At 41.5% G+C, this 17,989-nt stretch carries 17 protein-coding genes; 6 read left to right on the forward strand and 11 right to left on the reverse strand.

Features of this window, described 5'->3' with window-relative positions; genetic code table 11:
* Positions 1 to 15 precede the first annotated feature (15 nt).
* On the reverse strand, positions 16 to 957 hold the full coding sequence (locus tag PROVALCAL_RS05175) for an ATP-grasp fold amidoligase family protein (protein WP_006658073.1): 942 nt from the start codon (positions 955 to 957) through the stop codon (positions 16 to 18).
* Positions 958 to 1,456: 499 nt separating this feature from the next.
* Between PROVALCAL_RS05175 and PROVALCAL_RS05180 the strand changes: the two genes are divergently transcribed.
* Positions 1,457 to 2,374 (forward strand): bestrophin family protein, encoded by a 918-nt coding sequence (locus tag PROVALCAL_RS05180; RefSeq protein WP_006658074.1) that lies wholly within the window; start codon positions 1,457 to 1,459, stop codon positions 2,372 to 2,374.
* A 37-nt stretch (positions 2,375 to 2,411) separates the two neighbouring features.
* Here the strand turns inward: PROVALCAL_RS05180 and PROVALCAL_RS05185 are convergent, their stop codons facing one another.
* From PROVALCAL_RS05185 to PROVALCAL_RS05215, 7 genes are all read right to left on the reverse strand, one after another.
* Positions 2,412 to 3,191: a heme ABC transporter ATP-binding protein gene (locus PROVALCAL_RS05185; RefSeq protein WP_006658075.1), complete on the reverse strand. Its 780-nt coding sequence runs from the start codon at positions 3,189 to 3,191 to the stop codon at positions 2,412 to 2,414.
* Between the two features lie 3 nt (positions 3,192 to 3,194).
* Positions 3,195 to 4,196 (reverse strand): FecCD family ABC transporter permease, encoded by a 1,002-nt coding sequence (locus PROVALCAL_RS05190; protein ID WP_006658076.1) that lies wholly within the window; start codon positions 4,194 to 4,196, stop codon positions 3,195 to 3,197.
* Entirely contained in the window at positions 4,193 to 5,014 is an 822-nt protein-coding gene (locus PROVALCAL_RS05195; protein WP_006658077.1) for a heme/hemin ABC transporter substrate-binding protein, read from the reverse strand. The genes PROVALCAL_RS05190 and PROVALCAL_RS05195 overlap by 4 nt, the downstream gene beginning before the upstream one ends.
* A gap of 15 nt (positions 5,015 to 5,029) precedes the next feature.
* Positions 5,030 to 6,079: a hemin-degrading factor gene (locus tag PROVALCAL_RS05200; RefSeq protein ID WP_006658078.1), complete on the reverse strand. Its 1,050-nt coding sequence runs from the start codon at positions 6,077 to 6,079 to the stop codon at positions 5,030 to 5,032.
* Between the two features lie 25 nt (positions 6,080 to 6,104).
* Positions 6,105 to 8,108, reverse strand: a complete 2,004-nt coding sequence (locus PROVALCAL_RS05205) for a TonB-dependent hemoglobin/transferrin/lactoferrin family receptor (RefSeq protein ID WP_006658079.1) — start codon at positions 8,106 to 8,108, stop codon at positions 6,105 to 6,107.
* A 341-nt stretch (positions 8,109 to 8,449) separates the two neighbouring features.
* Positions 8,450 to 8,641 (reverse strand): hemin uptake protein HemP, encoded by a 192-nt coding sequence (gene hemP, locus PROVALCAL_RS05210; RefSeq protein WP_006661206.1) that lies wholly within the window; start codon positions 8,639 to 8,641, stop codon positions 8,450 to 8,452.
* 207 nt (positions 8,642 to 8,848) lie between these two features.
* On the reverse strand, positions 8,849 to 9,730 hold the full coding sequence (locus PROVALCAL_RS05215) for a LysR family transcriptional regulator (protein ID WP_006658081.1): 882 nt from the start codon (positions 9,728 to 9,730) through the stop codon (positions 8,849 to 8,851).
* 97 nt (positions 9,731 to 9,827) lie between these two features.
* Here PROVALCAL_RS05215 and PROVALCAL_RS05220 point away from each other — a divergent pair, with 97 nt between their 5' ends.
* Positions 9,828 to 10,268 carry a PACE efflux transporter gene (locus PROVALCAL_RS05220; protein WP_006658082.1) on the forward strand — a complete coding sequence of 147 codons (441 nt, stop codon included), beginning with the start codon at positions 9,828 to 9,830 and terminating at the stop codon, positions 10,266 to 10,268.
* Between the two features lie 42 nt (positions 10,269 to 10,310).
* Here PROVALCAL_RS05220 and PROVALCAL_RS05225 read toward each other — a convergent pair whose 3' ends face one another.
* The 3 genes from PROVALCAL_RS05225 to PROVALCAL_RS05230 form a co-directional block, all read right to left on the reverse strand.
* Positions 10,311 to 11,501, reverse strand: a complete 1,191-nt coding sequence (locus PROVALCAL_RS05225; protein WP_006658083.1) for a cyanate transporter — start codon at positions 11,499 to 11,501, stop codon at positions 10,311 to 10,313.
* On the reverse strand, positions 11,498 to 11,644 hold the full coding sequence (locus tag PROVALCAL_RS19720; RefSeq protein ID WP_006658084.1) for a hypothetical protein: 147 nt from the start codon (positions 11,642 to 11,644) through the stop codon (positions 11,498 to 11,500). The genes PROVALCAL_RS05225 and PROVALCAL_RS19720 overlap by 4 nt, the downstream gene beginning before the upstream one ends.
* 233 nt (positions 11,645 to 11,877) lie before the next feature.
* Positions 11,878 to 12,813, reverse strand: a complete 936-nt coding sequence (locus tag PROVALCAL_RS05230) for a LysR substrate-binding domain-containing protein (RefSeq protein WP_006658085.1) — start codon at positions 12,811 to 12,813, stop codon at positions 11,878 to 11,880.
* Between the two features lie 601 nt (positions 12,814 to 13,414).
* Between PROVALCAL_RS05230 and PROVALCAL_RS05235 the strand changes: the two genes are divergently transcribed.
* Genes PROVALCAL_RS05235 through PROVALCAL_RS05250 form a run of 4 tightly spaced genes read left to right on the forward strand, consistent with a single transcriptional unit; the run spans position 13,415 to position 17,917 of the window.
* Positions 13,415 to 14,020 (forward strand): ankyrin repeat domain-containing protein, encoded by a 606-nt coding sequence (locus PROVALCAL_RS05235; RefSeq protein ID WP_006658087.1) that lies wholly within the window; start codon positions 13,415 to 13,417, stop codon positions 14,018 to 14,020.
* Positions 14,021 to 14,038: 18 nt separating this feature from the next.
* Positions 14,039 to 14,962, forward strand: a complete 924-nt coding sequence (locus tag PROVALCAL_RS05240; protein ID WP_006658088.1) for an oxamate carbamoyltransferase subunit AllH family protein — start codon at positions 14,039 to 14,041, stop codon at positions 14,960 to 14,962.
* Positions 14,952 to 16,502: an acyl-CoA synthetase FdrA gene (gene fdrA, locus PROVALCAL_RS05245; protein ID WP_006658089.1), complete on the forward strand. Its 1,551-nt coding sequence runs from the start codon at positions 14,952 to 14,954 to the stop codon at positions 16,500 to 16,502. Before PROVALCAL_RS05240 ends, fdrA begins: the two co-directional genes overlap by 11 nt.
* Complete coding sequence (locus PROVALCAL_RS05250) at positions 16,502 to 17,917, forward strand: YlbE family protein (protein WP_006658090.1); 1,416 nt, start codon at positions 16,502 to 16,504, stop codon at positions 17,915 to 17,917. The genes fdrA and PROVALCAL_RS05250 overlap by 1 nt, the downstream gene beginning before the upstream one ends.
* The last annotated feature ends 72 nt before the right edge of the window (positions 17,918 to 17,989 follow it).

Genomic DNA, 17,989 nt, shown 5'->3' on the forward strand with positions numbered 1-17,989 from the left:
CGCGTTTTTTTATGGTTATTTTTTCTTACTTAGGCTGGCGAGTGTTAGCTCTGGCTTGAATGTGTGAAGCATATTGGGTGTCGTAATTTTTTGTTCCCATAATTCGCCCAGTTTAAAATCCCAAGAAAGCGGGGTAATGACGGTGCGTCCTGCATTGGGAGCAAACGTGAGCTCGCTAAAATAGAGCTTATTTTCAGCCATTAAAAAATCAGCTCGGCAATAATCAAATGGGGTCACCAAAATTTCGGCTAGCCTTAACATCTCTCTAAACTGAGTTGGTTCATTAATAGGCTCTAACATTTGAGGGTAGCCAAAACTCACTGGTTGTAGCTGCCAATCGGTATCATAAAGATTGATAAATTCAGTACCGTCCTCATCCGTATAATCGATTTCAGCGTAAACGGGTTTACCTGAAAAACAGTGAATACGACAAGTTTCAGGCACTAGCTTTCTTGTTTTCTGCTCAAATAAATCAATGTATTCTTCGCAAATAATTTGTGAAGGAATATTTTTATAATGGCGTTCACGAGTAATGTAATAGAGATTCTTCATTAAATGGAACGACAACTTATCTTTGGCTTTTTGTAAGTCAAATTTGGATTTATCCGTGCAAATAATGCTACTACCACTGTCGTGAGTGCACTTTAAGACGAAACGTTGCGGAAGTTTGGTTAAATCAATTTCATCCACATGCTGATATGTCGCAAGAATCGGTACGATATGTTCTTGTCCGATAGTCTGTGTGACATATTCGCGCACGGCAAGCTTGTCAGCGAATTGACTATGAAGTGGATTTCGGTCGTGAATCATTCGAAAATTCACTTTTTCATTAAAACTTTTCGGTGAGTTAAAATTGGGGTAATAGCCTAATTTTTTGATAAATTTACTCGTTAGGTAATTTTTATCACTCATAATAAATGTGCGAATTTTTTTTAGGAAATATTCTGTTTTTTTCATAAACAAGCAACCATTCTTAATAAATTAGTATTTTATTAATGTTTTTATAGTTTGGATTATATTAACCACTATTTAAATGATGACTAAATGATAATAGCAATCACATTGCTATTATTAAGAGTTTCTTAAGGATTCTGCTTAGTTTTAATGTAATTGAATGATATTTAAACTAAATTTAATTTAAGGTAAATCAAATGATTAAATTTCAATTTAGTATATCAACTGTTTAAGTTTCGGGGTGATTAATTTTAAAATTAAATAATTATTTCATATTCTATATTTAAATTAATTATTAATCATATAGTGTCAATGACTGAAATCTTAAAGTAATTAAGAATAGTAAATAGAGTAAAAATATTGAGGATATTTAAATACTTTGCCAATAAGTTAATTTTAGTTAATTTAATGTTAAATTTCTGATGATATCAAAATATAGATTGCTGAAATGAATTGTGTGATAATTATCACACATAACTATTCTTTCAATTATTATTCAATTATGGTCATTCGCCCGCATCAACACTGGTTTTTTAGGTTGTTTGATTGGCACGGTTCCGTGCTGTCTAAAATTACCTTCAGATTATCACTTAATATCATGATGTCCATTGTCGCTATTTTAATCTATCAATGGTACGAGCAATTAGGAATACATCTCACAATAGCGCCATTTAGCTTATTAGGGATAGCTATCGCTATCTTTTTGGGCTTTCGAAATAATGCCTGTTATAGCCGTTTGGTTGAAGCAAGGACACTCTGGGGCTCAATCTTAACGAATCAACGTAATATATTAAGAAACATCAAAGGATTATTACCGAATGATCCATTAGCACACCGCACCTTTGCTAATTTACTTATTGCATTTAGTTGGAGTTTAAATCACGAACTCAGACGAACAAATCCAAAGGTTGATTTATATCGGTTGTTACCGCGCGATGTTTTCTTAGATGTGATTAAAAGCCCATATCCCACCAGCCGAATCCTGATGCACATTGGTCTTAGTGTTGGGGAATTACGGGATAATAACCTGATTAGTGACGTTCTTTTTCAATCCATCAATAAAGATGTCAACGGATTGTCAGAGGTATTAGGGGGGTGTGAACGCATCTCTAATACGCCAATCCCATTTGCTTATACATTGATTTTACAGCGCACAGTGTATCTTTTTTGTACGTTACTGCCATTCGCATTGGTGGGAGATTTACATTATATGACGCCTTTAGTCTCAGTGTTCGTTTCCTATACCTTCTTGGCGTGGGATGCATTAGCTGAGCAATTAGAAGATCCATTCGATGTACTAGACAATAGCTTACCATTGAATGCGTTATGTACAGGGCTTGAACGTAATGCCCTTGATATGATTGATGCAAAACAGTTGCCGCCACCGGCTAAGCCAAATAAATATTTTAATTTATTATGATAGTAAGGCCGCAAGTTATAGCTTGCGGCTTCTGTCGTTAATGGCGCAGATACACATGGGGGGTCGCAGTTTCAGGATGAGGTTGTACCCCTAAATCCGCTTGATACCATTGCGTTAAATTCTCAGTGGTTAACACGTCTTGTGGTGTGCCTGCCACCACTAATTTCCCTTGATGAATGAGGTAGACCTTATCGGCATATAATGCTGTCAGGTTTAGGTCATGTAATACGCAACAAACGCCTAGTGGTCTTTCGCGAGTCAGTTGATGCAAAAGCCGCAAACTGTGTTGCTGGTGGTACAAATCAAGGGCTGAAGTCGGCTCATCGAGGAATAAACAGGCTGGGGTTGGTTCAGGCTGCCATAATTGCGCTAATACTCGAGCCAGCTGAACGCGTTGCTGCTCGCCACCCGATAATTGACGATAATCTTGATGGCGTAGTAAGGTACAGTGGGTCTGAGCCATCGCAATATCAATAGCTTGTTGTTTATGCTCTGAACCATAAGGTGTCCTTCCCATTGCAACAACATCTTCAACACTGAAAGCAAATTGTAAGTGACTTTGCTGTTTCATCACGGCGCGTTTTTTTGCAAGCCCTTGAGGATCCCAATCGGACAATAGTCGACCTTCGATATGGCATTGACCTTGAGTAGGCTGGGTGTAGCCAGTCAATAATTTCAGCAGGCTAGATTTACCTGCACCATTAGGACCGATAATAACAACCATTTGATTTTGCTGTATGGATAGGCTGATATCGTCGATGAGTGTTCGATTATTAATACGATAACTTAAGTTGTGGGCTTCGAGTAACGGGGGCATCAGTTAGATCCTTCCTGCGGGTTGGCGAAGTATTAGCCATAAAAAGTAAGGGCCGCCAATCAATCCGGTTAATAAACCAACTGGAATTTCAGCGGGAATGGCTAAAGTACGAGCCAGTGTGTCGGCAGTTAATAGCAAGCAAGCGCCTACAATGGCTGAACCTGGAATTAACCATCGATGGTCAGGTCCAAGCGTCATACGAATTAAATGGGGAACGACGAGTCCAACAAAACCAATAACACCACTCATTGCGACGGCGCAGCCAATTAATAATGCGCTGAGGAATAACAAAATAAATTTACTGCGTTCAACATTCAGCCCCAAATAATGAGCGTCCTCATCCCCTAATTGTAAAATATTCAAGGCGCTACCTTGCCATAGGCAGAATAAGCAGGTGGGAACAATGACGCTGGCTGCAATGGTGAGTGATGTCCAATTAACATTGCCTAATGACCCCATCATCCACAAGCTAAATGTGCGTAGCTGTTGGTCATTACTCATGTAGCTGAGTACACCAATCAATGACATACACAGAGCATTGATGGCGATCCCTGCCAGTAAGAGTCTTGCCAAATTCCCATTAGACATCCGATTGAGACTAAAGATGATCAGGGAAACCGCTAAACTACCGACAAATGCTGCGCCCAGATGACCGTAACTGAGCATTAATGTGGGTAATGAAAATGGCAAAATAATAAATGCAGCAACGCACAATGCCGCACCGCTGCTGATCCCTAAAAGACTGGGGTCCGCGAGAGGGTTACGAAATAGCCCTTGCATCATTGCGCCCGAAACCGCGAGCGCTAAACCCACTAAAATGGCAAGCAACACTCTGGGTAAACGAATAGTGAGCCAAATTTGCCAATCTGGATCGGTGGATGGTTCGAATAACAGGGTTGTTAGAGGTAGATTTATCGCCCCTACTGTAGAGGCAGCCACAGTGACTGCCCCCAGTATTACCAATAACATAAAGATTTTAACAAGAGGGTGCTTAAAACGACTCATTGGCTTTTTTCTAACGCCTCTCTCAGCTGTTGCATGACTTTAGGTGTGCTTAAGCTGAAGCTCAGCATCCCTGTATCATCTACCACTAAAATTGCACGATTTTTGCCAGCAGGAGTGAGTGCTAATCCCGGTAATTCCCAAACTTTATCAATACCACCAAGGGATTTTATCCCTTGCTCAGAGACCACGACTAAATCGGGTTGACTATAAATAAGCCCTTCTTGGGAAAGTGGACGATAGCTGGTGAAGTTGTTCATTGCATTTTGCGCACCCACCGCGGTGATCATGCTATCGGCAGCGGTTTTTTGTCCAGCCGCCATCGGTTGTACACCGCCATGGCTCATCAGAAAAATCACTTTTTTATTTAATGGGCTAGTGGGTACCGCGAGGAGCTCAGTATTAAATTTCTCGACGAGCTTTTCCCCGTTTTCGGGTAATCCTACCGCCTGCGCGATAGTGGTGATTTTTTCAGGAATGGCTTCTAATTTCGGCTTTCCTGTTACTTTAATTACCTTAACACCACTTTTTTCGATTTGGGTTAATGCAATTGAAGGTTGAGAAAGTTCACTGGCAAGCACTAATGTTGGGCGTAGAGAGAGTACACCTTCTGCATTTAACATGCGCATATACCCGACATCAGGCAGCTTCGTTGCTTGCTCTGGATGTAAGCTACTGCTATCGCGCCCAACAAGATTATTTTGTGCACCGAGTGCATACACAATTTCGGTGACATCACCGCCGAGTGTCACTAAACGGTCAGCAGCGTTGGCAACAAAAGAAGCTGCCAGAGTGATGGTCATTAGAAGCCATTGTTTCATAACAAATACCTAATATTAGATTCTTGGCAGGGACATAACTTGCTGGCACCAGTGCTCTTGCTCTGGAGTGCCTTCAGTGCGTTGTCCGTACATTTGCGCGATTTGATTGCCTTGATCATCAAACACTTCGAGGCTTGTCACAAAACCATCTTCCGTTGGTTTACGCGTAACCCAACATTCAGCGACGCCATTTTCAATCATGTGTAGGGTGAAATCTGGGTTGAAAATATTCAACCATTTGATATCAGAACCTTCAGTTTGATGAGGCATCAAACGTTTGATTTTCCCTGTGAAAATTTGCACACACCCACGGTTACCCACGAAAATCATGATTTCATTTTGATCTGCTAAAGCGGTATTCACTAACTGATTGAATGAATCATTCGGCACTTTCCAAGCTAAATCATCGCTGACTGCACTAAAGACTTGCTGACGGCTTAAGTTATTTTTCTTTAGTAAAATGAAGAATTGGTGAACATCCGTCATATTGCGCCACTCTTGCTCGAGCTGTTGTTTTAATTCATCGCTGATAGGTTGTGGGTTATATGGCTGTGCTTTTTCAACAGTTAACAATGGGTTTTCTGTGGACATGTATTTTTCGATAAGTGCATTCCATGCATCCATATCGGTATCATTGGTGGTATACACTTTATGCAGTGCATCACCGTGTTTATCGAAGAATTGAATGCTGTGGCGTTCGCCATGCTTAGCGTCTTCGGTTAAAACAAAAATACTGTCCCAATGCGAGAAAAACATGCGCAAATCGAGTGCGCCAGGGTTAAGAATTAAACCGCCATGAGGGCTAAATCTTGCGTTTTCATAGCGTCCAACTTGCTCATGAACCACATATTCATTGCGCGTAATGGCTTTGACTGGACCGACAGCTTCCAAAGCAGTTAATAACGTTGGCGCATCAATGATAAGGCGTTTTGCCTTATCACGCCCAACGCGGCTATGCAGTAATTCCCCTTCAGAAACATTTAGATAAGCAGCGAGATCTCTCGCATACTTAGCTTTATTATCTGCTTTGGCTTGTTGATAACGTTCGAAAAGTGCTGAATTCACAGGTTTCTCCTTTATGTAGTGTGAATTACCATTGGAAGCTGACGAGCAGCTTAGCATTACGACCATCTTGGGGAATCCCCTGAGAGGAGTAATACTCTTTGTCAAAGGCATTTCCTAAAACGACACTGGTATCTAACCCTTTAAGACTTCCATTACCTTGATAATTTAAATAGAAATCATGAACGGCATAGCCCGCTTGTTGTTTTAGCTTGGATGTTTTATCGAAATCGGTATGGGTCGTGAACTCACCTAACCAACCCACAGAAAAGCCGCTGTCTGCGACAGGAATAGAAAGATTACTGGTCAGCGAGTCTGGTTTAATGGACTCAATAGCATTGCCAGTGTGTTCATTGATTCCAACGGTGTGGTTGTAAGCAAGACCCCATGCAAAGTAGTCAGTGGTATAGTCCAGTGAAACATCGGTTCCCCAAATTTTGGCGCGCTTAGTATTGATGGACGTGGTGTAGTTATTGTCCCAATTAACGCGGTCTGGATGGACGTAAGTATTAATATAATCCGTGGCTTTAGTATCAAAATAACTCGCTTTAAAGCGCAGGTTATCCCGTGCCATGAGCAAATCATCAAAGCGTAAGCCAAAACCATATTCCGCAGTACGGGTGGATTCAGGTTTTAGATTGGGATTTGGACGCCAATAGTTGGAAATTGGGCCGCCTTTGAAATGGAGGGAATCGTTATACATCTCCATCATCGTTGGTGCACGGAATGCCTCGGAATAGGAAGCAAATAGCATGGACCATTCTGTTGGCGTAATACTTACAGCCGCTTTTGATGACCATTGATCTGCGTTGACATCTTTGTTGCCTTTTGCGGTGGATTTATAGTTGTCATAACGCGTCCCCAAAATAAAGGACACAGGCAGATCTTTTAAGGTGATTTCATCTTGAATAAAACCGGAGGCAAATGTGATTTCTGCATCAGGGAATTGCGTGGTTGTGGCGTAAGGTGTCTGTTTTTGGCGATAAGCTTCGGTACCGTACGTGAAGTTATGCGCAGCTAATGGTAAATCGTAGACATTGGAACGATTATCCAGTTTGAGTCCGTAGGTTTTTTGGCTACGTCCTTCATAGTTGGATTCCTTACCTTTAGAGGTGATATTCACATCAGAATAGTAAGGGGTGACTTTCAAGTTAAGCCATGGGTTATCATTTGGGTTAATCTGATAAGTTGCTTGAAGATCACGTTGGCGAGTCGTGCGATTCACCTTTTTATTATCATTACTGGCGCTGAGCTGTTGCGGATCTTTTGGCTCGTAAGCATCGTTATTGTAATAACGAATTTGTCCTGAAAGGGTTTGCGAATCATCCAACTGCCATGTTCCTTTACCCAGCATATTGGCAATAGTTTCTTTATTGTCCATCTTCTCGCCACCACCAAGACGGGTATCACCGACTTCTTTGGTCACAAAGCTGAATAATCCATCAAAATCCTCTGTGCGCCCAAATGTTGAGCCGCCAAAGCCAAAACTGTGATCTCCCGTAGCGCCTTGCGTAAAGACACGGAATCCTTGATTTTGCCCTTCACGCAGTAAATCTTTTGCATCCACAGTTTCCCATGCGATTACGCCGCCCATGGCTCCGCTTCCATACAGTAAGGCAGATGGGCCACGAATAATTTCCACTTGCTTGATAAGCGCAGGGTCAAGGAATGTGCCGTTAATATGTCCGGTATCGGTACCTTGGCGGATGCCATCAACGAGCGTCAAAATGCCACGACGGTCAAAGCCTCGCATACTGATATCTTGACCATTAGTTCGGCTAGTCCCTGTGAGTGCAATTCCTGGAACTTTACGCAAAATATCATTAGCGTTAGTTGCTGTTTTGGTTTCTGGTGAGTCATTTTTAATGACGGTCACCATCATAGGGGTGTTGAAACTATCTCGTTCGTTACCCGTGGCATACACGGTCATCACATCATGGTGATTGCTGGCGGGTGTTTTTTCAGTCTGTGCAGTTGCCATCAGAGGCAACAGGGCGCTTGCCAGCACAGATAAACGTAAGACTTGAGACATACAGGTGATACTCCCTAAAAATTATTAACTCTTTGATGAGTGAAATACAGGATTAAGAATAGTTTTATCATCAGAGCGTTATGGCGTGCTTATAGGGTCTTGAGACGGTGACGCTTTCAATGGAATAGGTGAAAAGGGGTATTTGAACCCAATAAGCGATGATAGGGTTCGAAAGTGCGCCTTGAGGTTATCCAGATTTACAGCAGCAAAGCCCGTAATAAACACCATAAGAAACTGTGTCCTGATGTATAGAGTTAAGCTGGCTGCCTAGTATCATGACGTAGGTGGCTTGCGAGATAGATTGTATTTTTGAAACAAACTGCGTTGTGAGTACGAAAAAACTACTTAGTTAAAATTAATTTACCCGTACGGGTTTGTCGTAACTGATAAATTTCACCACGATGTTCAATGGCAATTTTGCCCGATGAACCTAATAATTTTTGGCTTTCAATCAGCCCATTTTTGACTGAGTAATCTGCCAATGAGCTTGATTTTGTGGTTTCGTCAATAAGTTCAGAAAGTGGCTTGGTCATATTATTCACCACATAAAATTTACTGGTAATAAGAATGATATTGATAATTATTATCTTTAAAAAGATTGCTAATATCAAGTGATTTTCACAATCCACCAACAAAAGAGTTACATGGTAAATGAGTACTCTATTTATGATTCAAATAGGCAGTTATTTTGCTTTTTGATGATGGATTGAACTTGACCTTCAGATCACTCAAAAGTATTGCTACATATTGGCTTTTAATAGCTCAATACACTCTTGTGCGCCGCGTTTGAGTACCTGACCTTTTAAACACACTACATGAATGGGGAGTGCTAATCCATTTGGTGTATTTTGAAATTCTAAACGTTTGAGTGAACCTGCTTTTAACTCAGTTTCAACTAATGACGTGGGTAAATTTCCCCAACCCATTCCTTTTCTGACCAAACTCAATGCCATTGTGAAACTGTCGGTACGCCAATAATGGCTGGAAACAATGGAACGGCAGTCACTAATTGGGTGATGAGAGCTAGCGACAACGATTTGGCGTGTTTGCACAAGATCTTCGATATAGAGCGCACGATTATGCTCAATTGAGGGATGATTGGCACTGATAGTGGCAATGAGCGACTCATAACCAATACATTGGAATTGCTCTTGGGCATTGATATATAACCCGCCAAAAGCAATCGCTAACTGGAGGCGCTTACTGTGCAATAACGGCAAAATATCATCCTGAGGGGCGGTAATCAGTTCAACATGCATCAAAGGATAGCGCTGGCTCAGTGTGTGTAATGCATCCAGTAATACATTGGGATTAATTCCTTCCGCAACACCAATCGTCAGTGTACTTTCTACCCCTTGTGTTAGCTCTCGCGTGAACACATTCAGCTGGCGTAAATTATCAACAATATTACGCGCGTAAGGGGCAAGAGAAAGGGCCTGTTCAGTGGGTTTAGGCTCCCGTGTATGCCGCTCAAACAGTGAAAAACCTAATTCAGCCTCAAGGTTAGCAATGGCCATACTGATGGCAGAAGGGACTCGGTGTAGTGCTCTTGCCGCAGCAGAAAAGGAGCCTTTATCAAGTACAGTTAAAAAAATCATGAGGTTTTCGCTGTTAAATGGCATATCTCACCTTTCAGTTTTATTGATGGTAGCTGACTTTTATTATCATTAATGTTGATTTAATTTACCAGCTTTCAGTAAACAGAAGGCGAGATAAAAGATGCAGGGCATTAAACGTAAAGTGGTTTTTATTACGAGCTACGAAGTGATTGGTTGGATGATTTCATCGTTGGGATTGGCATTGCTTTCCGGTAATTCGGCGGGAACGACAGGGCCATTGGCATTAGTGATTACGACGATAGCGGTGAGTTGGAATTTTGTTTTCAATGTGGCATTTGAATATTGGGAGTCCAAACAAAAATCCAGAATTAGAACCTTTAGACGCCGTCTTGCCCATGCCGTGTTATTTCAGTTGACGCTGGTGGTATTTTTAATTCCACTGATTGCGTGGTGGTTATCAGTATCGCTTTGGCAGGCATTAGTTCTTGATTTTGCACTGATTATTTTTATTCCAATTTATACTTTCTTCTTTAATTGGGCATTTGACAAAATTTTCGGACTGCCAAAATCTGCGTTGGCGCAGGACGAAACCGTTGCATAAGACAAGGCGATGATTGCAGGATCATCACCTTATCTATTAGGGTTATTTGACACTAAAAATCCGATGATATCCTTTGGGATTCAAGCGTAAAAATAGCAGTAATGTAACAATCACTAAAACAAAATGGAGTAGCCAAACTGGGGTGAAACTGTGGCTAAATTGCTGCAATGAGGCGGCAATTAAAGGTCCAAATGCTGCGATAATAAACCCGCCCGCTTGCATTAAGGCGGTAAGGACACCGGCACTGGCAGGGTGAGCGATATGGTCTAAAGAGGCAATGATGGTTAAGGCGAAGCAGCCACCGAGCCCGCACCCCAGAAGCCCGACCCAAAGTAATGGTAACGAGTTAGGAAATAGAATTAATCCAGCAAATCCGCAGGCTTGGCTCACCAGTGTGACGGTTAACCAAAAACGGCGATCAATATTATGAGAAGCCAACACCGGAATCATCAGTGCGGCTGCGGCTTGGAAAATGGTTAAAATAGCGACCAGCGAACCACTTTCCGTTGCACTGAATCCTTGTTGTTGAAAGAAAGGCGCCAGCCACGTTACTACAGTTGCGTAACCTGCATTCACTAAGCCGAATCCCGCCATGAGTAACCATGCTCGAGGCTGCTTAAGATAATTAAAAACACTGAGCTGAGTTGTAGTATGGGGCGTTTTTGACGAACGGATATTCACGATGATGGCAATCAAGGCGAGTAAGGCTGGAAATGAGAGCCATGCAAGTCCGCTCTGCCAGCTTCCAGAAAGGCGTGTAATCAGTGGTGTCAATTGAGCACCCAGTGCGCCTCCTACCATTAATGTTGCGGAATATAGCCCCGTCATTGTTGCCATTTTTTGTGGGAATGAAAATTTTATCAATCCCGGGAAAACGGCTTGAATATAGGCAGCCCCTATACCACATAAGAATGCTGTCAGTAATAATGCATTCGCATCAGAAACAAATAATCGACAAAGAGAGCCGACGAGTAGAAATAACATCGCGAGGCTAATACCCAGCTTATCGCCTAATTTCTGATTTAAGGCAGGCACTATCAAGGCACCAAACCCCATCAATAGCATAGGAAACAGTGTTAACAGTGAAACACTCTGATAGCTCATTCCTGTTGTTTGAATGATATTGTCGATGACTGGACCCGGTCCCGTCATAAATGGGCGCAGATTGATCCCGACAAAGGCAATCGTCAGGATCAAACCAAAAGACGCGGGAAGTGATTTTTTTATTTTCATGAATGGTGTCGCTGCCACCGTGTACGATATAAGGCAGACTGTGTTTCATCTTCCAAGATGATGGCACCAAAGGGGCGTCTACCCTCTGCCACATTATCCGCGGCAAGGGCAATTGTGCGCTGTAAAAATTGTTTATCGAGCATAGTTTGTGCACCTGACTTTTCAAGTATTCAAATACGGTGATGAGCGAGCTTACACGATGCCATTTCAAGCATGTCTATCGAATCTATTATTTCCTTTAATCCAATCAAAAAACCGTGATATTTAAAAATCAAATAACTCAATTCAGGGGATTAATTGAATGAATTCATTACGTCACGTCGTGTTGCTGAAACCTTTGATTCATCAGAGATGGTCTGTGTACAGGGGAGCAACATTAGTTCGCGATGGGTTTTAGCAAATCACTATAAAGCTCAGCTAAAATACCATTTTTCATAAACTCTTTTCTAATCCATTGTGTGACTAGCCCTGTTGCGGAGTGCTGTGTAGCTAGTAGCATATGAGAATCCTGCCTTGGATTTTGAATTTGTTTGGTGACTAAAACACCGTTTTTAACGTGCTCCTTCACCATATAGTCGGGTAAAAAACCGATGCCTTCCCCTAAAATTTGGCATTGGCACTTGGTATTAAAATCAGGTACCTGAATAGCTTCTTGTCCGTGAAGCAACCAGCCAACACGTTTATTGATCGTGTGGGCGGTATCTTCCACCATGATGTTTGGATAAAGACGTAATTGGCTTTCCGCGATGGGTTCCGGCATTAAGGCTAAAGGGTGGCTGGATGCGATGGCAAATTGCCAGTGAATAGCGCCAATTTCCGTATAATCAATACCTCCACCATCCATGAGTGTACCCGGAGCACCAATCGCAATATCGGCATGATTGTTAATAATGGCATCCCAAACCCCGTTATAGACTTCGGTGGTGACTGTAATTTGGCAAGTACCAAACTGTTTTTTTAAAATTTGCAGTAATTTTGCCGTATGGTAAGGGGTGTAGATCAACTGATTAATACAGATACGAACGCGAGCTTCAATGCCTTGCTCAATAGAGTCGATGCTTTTTTTAATCAAATGAAAGTTATTCAGAAGATCAGTCGCTTTGCGATAAAAATAGTATCCTGCTTCGGTTAACTCAATATTGCGCGTATCGCGAATAAATAGCGCGACGTCTAAGTAGGTTTCGATGCGTTTTATCGTGTAACTCACCGCGGATGTGGTAATGCCGAGTTCTTCAGCCGCTTTACTGAAGCTGGCAAATTTAGCGGCGGTGGTATAGGTCAATAAATTCTCTTCAGTAAATATCGAGTTCATGTAGATTATTCCATCGTGTGCGAAAATTCACCGAAATCGCTGTTTCTGTGAATAAAATTCAAGAGCTTAAAAAATAGACTGTTTATTGATTGTTTTGGATAAGCAAAGACAGGGTGGCATATCTGCTTTAGTGCTTCAATAGTATTTAATTTATGTCACGACAAAAAGTCACTTATTAAATGACTGTTTATATCCGAACTGCTTAATATTATTGAATTTAATTGTGATTAAGGTATTCGATTTTATCTAGATAATAAACATAAAAATCACAATGTTAACAATTTGAAAACCTTTGGTTTGATGCGCGTCACAAAATTGAATAAAGAATAAATTGGCAAATCGATTAACAAAATAATTTGGTCAAACTGTACGTTAAATGAGCATAAAAACATCATAAAAGGTCGATAAAGGGTGCTTTTCCGCACAAAAATGGCTGATTGTTGAATTTAAATCAATAATTAGACGGCCGATTGATGAATTAAATTTAAATGGATTCTATTTATTAATGGCAATTGCTATGCTCTAACCATTCTCAATAATCTTTAATTCATATTTAAACTGGCTATCTGGAAACTTAAAATAGCTAAGTGTGGAGAGCGTTATGACAGAAAGTACACTCATTCAAGATTTTCTTAAAGCAGCGGAACAAGGTCAATTAGATATTTTGAAAAATTGCCTTGAAAAAGGTGTTGATATTAATAGCACTAATCGCCAAGGTCGAACGGCGATTGTGAATGCGAGTTTAAATCAGCATTATGAGTGCGTTTCTTTTCTGATTAATGCTGGAGCAGATATCAATAAACAAGACCAAACATGTTTTAATCCATTTTTATTAAGCTGCCTGAATAATGATTTAACATTATTACGCTTAGTTTTACCGGCTAATCCTAATTTGGATCTGTTAACACGTTTTGGTGGTGTAGGGATTACGCCAGCGAGTGAAAAAGGGCATGTTGAGATTGTCCGTGAACTATTGGAACACACCGAGATTAATGTCAATCATACCAACTTCGTTGGTTGGACTCCTTTACTTGAAGCCATCGTACTTAATGACGGTGGTGAGAAGCAGCAGCAGATTGTGAAACTATTATTAGAGCACGGTGCTAATCCACACATGACTGATAAATATGGTAAAAAGCCATTAGAGTTAGCACAAGAAAAGGGTTATCACGAGATTGCTGAATTATTGATTGCAGCGGGTGCATAGCCATCCCTAAGGGGGATTGTGAACAACGATCAATCTCAGAGGCAAATCATTTATGGGCTAACGGCTGACGCGCATTTTCTTCATCTGTTGCATCAGCCACAATTAACGGGATGCATAGAGCAGGTATTTAATAAAGCAATTAATTTTTCGGTTAATCATCAGCTTTATACACTGCTCAGTTCTCAAATTGATAATGCACCGAATAGCTGCCGATTAATTAATAAGGATTTTTTATCTTATAAAATAAATGTAGGTGACTCAGTTTTTATTTTAAATAATGAAATTCATATTGGTGAGAATTATGCGATTTCATTTTTATTATGTACACGATGGGAACCACCTATAATTCATTTTATTGCTGAGAAAATAAATGATAAGGATTATTTGTTTTTTCTGGAATCCAAGTTTAATGAAATAAATTCTATTTTAAATAAAAGAACCCATTCTCTTTTTAATTATCAAGGGAATAATCTTTTCTATCTTGAATCATCCAAAAAATTAAATGAATTACGGTTTAGTTTAATTAATGCCTTAATGAATAAACAGTTGTCAGAAGTAGCCAATATTGTGAGTCAGTTTATTGGTCTAGGGATTGGGCTAACACCTTCTGGGGATGACTATTTAGTCGGATTGATGGCCTTTTTGTTGTTGAAAAATCACCCTGCGAATTCCTTCTATATCAGCTTTTATCAAGGAATTTTACACAGCAAAGGGAATACAACACCCATCAGTGCCATTACGTTAGAAAAAGCGCTAGATCAAGGTTACCGCGAAAACATGCATCAACTCATCCAGTGTTTAGTGGATGGGCGAAACGAAAATATTTATCCAAAAATTTTAGAGATTTTAAATATCGGGTCCAGTTCAGGTTGCGACATGCTATTTGGCATTCGTGATGCGCTGTTTCTGACCCATTATTTCGGAGAAACACATGTCGACTAAAGTTGTCATAAAGAAGAATACCTATTTTGATTCCGTATCATTAATGTCTATTTCCACCAAGGCAAACCAACTGGAAAATGTTGAACAAGCATTCGTGGCGATGGCAACAGAAATGAATAAAGGTGTTTTAAGAAACTTAGGTTTATTAACACCAGAATTAGAAGAGGCAAAAAACGGCGATTTAATGATAGTAATTAAAGGTCCGAGTGAAGATGCAAATGACGCAACACTTATTGCCATCGAGGAACTTTTTAATAAGAAAAACCAAGGTGGCGGGCAGCACGAAGCCAAGTACGCCACTATTAATTCAGCAAAAACGCATATTCCAGAGGCTAACTTAGCCATTATCTCGGTGAATGGGCAATTTGCGGCTCGTGAAGCGCGTATTGCACTTGAAAATGATCTTAACGTGATGCTGTTCTCCGATAATGTCTCGATTGAAGATGAGCTGGCTCTAAAACAGCTCGCTAGCCATAAAGGTTTATTGATGATGGGACCCGACTGTGGGACGGCGATCATCAATGGTACCGCGTTATGTTTTGGTAACAATGTGCGTCGCGGTAGCATCGGGATTATTGGCGCATCAGGGACGGGAAGCCAAGAACTCAGCGTACGTATTCATGAATTTGGCGCTGGTGTTTCCCAGTTAATCGGGACGGGTGGTCGTGATCTGAGTGAAAAAATTGGCGGCATCATGATGATTGATGCACTGAAAATGCTGGATGCAGATGATGAAACCCAAGTTATTGTACTCATTTCGAAGCCACCAGCACCTATGGTTGCCAAGAAAGTGTTAGAACAAGCAGAAAAATGCCATAAACCAGTGGTGGTTTGTTTCTTAGGTAGCCAGCCATTACCGGATGACAAACCAGGCTTAACATTTGCTCAAGGTACCAAAGAAGCGGCACTGAAAGCCGTGTTGCTGACGGGTATTCGCAAAGAAGATTTAGACCTCCATCCTCTCAATTTACCTTTAATTGATGAAGTGAGAGAGTTACTGAAACCGGAACAAAAATACATTCGTGGTTTATTCTGCGGCGGAACGTTGTGTGATGAAGCGATGTTTGCGGCGTTAGAAAAATACGATGATGTTTACAGTAATATTCAACCTAACCCTGACTATCGCTTAAAAGATATCAACAAAAGTGTTGCTCATACCTTCCTAGACTTTGGTGATGATGATTTTACCAATGGTAAGCCACACCCAATGATTGACCCAACAAACCGTATTGAACGTTTACTGCAAGAAGCCCGTGATCCGGAAGTTGGCGTGATCATGATGGACTTTGTTCTTGGTTTTGGTTCTCACGAAGATCCGGTTGGCGTGATGATTGAGGCTATCAAAGCCGCCAAATCAATAGCAAAACAGGATGGTCGTGAGCTGGTGATCCTTGGTTATGTATTGGGCACTGACCAAGATACGCCATCGATGGATGCTCAAGTCAAGATGCTGACTGATGCAGGCGTGATCTGGGCGAGTAGCAGCACCAATACAGGTTTATTAGGACGTGAGTTTGTTTGGAAAGGGGAAAAAGCGTAATGACTTCATTATTTAAACAACCATTGAACGTAATTAATATTGGCATTGAAATGTTCAGTGATGATCTGAAAAAACAGCACGTTCCGGTAACTCAATTGAATTGGACGCCGCCAGGTCAAGGTAACGTAGCCGTGATCCGTGCGCTTGACCAAATTGAAGGTAATGCCACGTTACAAGCAAAAATCGCCGCAGCGAATGCGCAAGCTCTTGAACGCATTATTCAGTCTCAGCCTGTATTAATCGGCTACGACCAAGCGATTAATGTGGTTCCGGGTATGACGAAAAACACTATTCTACATGCGGGTCCTCCAGTGGCTTGGCAGGATATGTGTGGCGCGATGAAAGGGGCAGTGACGGGCGCACTCGTTTTTGAAGGACTTGCGAAAGATTTGGCGGATGCAGAACGTGTAGCTGCTTCTGGCGAGATCATTTTCTCCCCATGTCATGAGCATGATTGTGTGGGTTCCATGGCGGGTGTGACATCGGCATCGATGTTTATGCATATCGTTGAAAACAAAACCTATGGCAACCGAGCGTTCACCAACCTGAGTGAACAGATGGCAAAAATTTTACGTATGGGCGCCAATGACCAAAGTGTAATTGACCGCTTAAATTGGATGCGTGATGTTCTGGGACCTATGTTGCGCGATGCGATGAAAATCGTCGGTGAAATTGATTTACGTTTAATGCTAGCGCAAGCGTTACACATGGGTGATGAATGTCACAACCGCAATAATGCGGGAACAACCTTGTTGATCCAAGCATTGACGACGGGGATTATTCAAACCAATTTCTCGGTCGCTCAGCAAAAAGAAGTCTTTGATTTCGTTGCAAGTAGCGATTATTTCTCAGGTCCAACATGGATGGCAATGTGTAAAGCTTCAATGGATGCAGCGCACGGTATCGAGTACAGCACAGTCGTGACGACTATGGCTCGTAATGGTTATGAGTTTGGCTTACGTATTAGTGGGCTACCAGGACAGTGGTTTACTGGACCTTCACAGCAAGTTATCGGTCCGATGTTTGCAGGGTATAAACCGGAAGATTCGGGGCTGGATATTGGTGACTCAGCGATTACGGAAACGTACGGTATTGGCGGATTTGCGATGGCAACAGCACCGGCTATCGTAGCGCTAGTCGGGGGAACGGTTGAGGAAGCGGTCGATTTTTCTCGCCAAATGCGAGAAATCACTCTTGGCGAAAACCCGAACGTGACGATTCCATTGTTGGGCTTTATGGGCATCCCGACAGCGATTGATATCACGAAAGTTGCGGCAAGCGGGATTCTACCGGTGATCAACACAGCTATCGCGCATAAAGATGCGGGTATCGGAATGATTGGGGCAGGGATTGTACATCCTCCGTTTGATTGTTTCGAAAAAGCCATGCTTTCTTACGCGAAACAATATGCCTAGTTGTTATTTAGCTCAATATTAACTAAGCAAAAAATAATGCCCGATTTCGGTCGGGCGATAAAAATAAAGCAA

The organism is Providencia alcalifaciens DSM 30120 (assembly GCF_000173415.1).
Lineage (GTDB): Bacteria > Pseudomonadota > Gammaproteobacteria > Enterobacterales > Enterobacteriaceae > Providencia > Providencia alcalifaciens.

Excerpts from the sequence above, each read along its gene's own strand:
- PROVALCAL_RS05190 (WP_006658076.1), bottom strand. The coding sequence starts at position 4,196 with ATGAGTCGTTTTAAGCACCCTCTTGTTAAAATCTTTATGTTATTGGTA.
- PROVALCAL_RS05230 (WP_006658085.1), bottom strand. The coding sequence starts at position 12,813 with ATGAACTCGATATTTACTGAAGAGAATTTATTGACCTATACCACCGCC.
- fdrA (WP_006658089.1), top strand. The coding sequence starts at position 14,952 with ATGTCGACTAAAGTTGTCATAAAGAAGAATACCTATTTTGATTCCGTA.
- PROVALCAL_RS05185 (WP_006658075.1), bottom strand. The coding sequence starts at position 3,191 with ATGCCCCCGTTACTCGAAGCCCACAACTTAAGTTATCGTATTAATAAT.
- hemP (WP_006661206.1), bottom strand. The coding sequence starts at position 8,641 with ATGACCAAGCCACTTTCTGAACTTATTGACGAAACCACAAAATCAAGC.
- PROVALCAL_RS05195 (WP_006658077.1), bottom strand. The coding sequence starts at position 5,014 with ATGAAACAATGGCTTCTAATGACCATCACTCTGGCAGCTTCTTTTGTT.
- PROVALCAL_RS05235 (WP_006658087.1), top strand. The coding sequence starts at position 13,415 with ATGACAGAAAGTACACTCATTCAAGATTTTCTTAAAGCAGCGGAACAA.
- PROVALCAL_RS05250 (WP_006658090.1), top strand. The coding sequence starts at position 16,502 with ATGACTTCATTATTTAAACAACCATTGAACGTAATTAATATTGGCATT.
- PROVALCAL_RS19720 (WP_006658084.1), bottom strand. The coding sequence starts at position 11,644 with ATGCTCGATAAACAATTTTTACAGCGCACAATTGCCCTTGCCGCGGAT.
- PROVALCAL_RS05180 (WP_006658074.1), top strand. The coding sequence starts at position 1,457 with ATGGTCATTCGCCCGCATCAACACTGGTTTTTTAGGTTGTTTGATTGG.
- PROVALCAL_RS05205 (WP_006658079.1), bottom strand. The coding sequence starts at position 8,108 with ATGTCTCAAGTCTTACGTTTATCTGTGCTGGCAAGCGCCCTGTTGCCT.
- PROVALCAL_RS05175 (WP_006658073.1), bottom strand. The coding sequence starts at position 957 with ATGAAAAAAACAGAATATTTCCTAAAAAAAATTCGCACATTTATTATG.
- PROVALCAL_RS05215 (WP_006658081.1), bottom strand. The coding sequence starts at position 9,730 with ATGCCATTTAACAGCGAAAACCTCATGATTTTTTTAACTGTACTTGAT.
- PROVALCAL_RS05225 (WP_006658083.1), bottom strand. The coding sequence starts at position 11,501 with ATGAAAATAAAAAAATCACTTCCCGCGTCTTTTGGTTTGATCCTGACG.
- PROVALCAL_RS05220 (WP_006658082.1), top strand. The coding sequence starts at position 9,828 with ATGCAGGGCATTAAACGTAAAGTGGTTTTTATTACGAGCTACGAAGTG.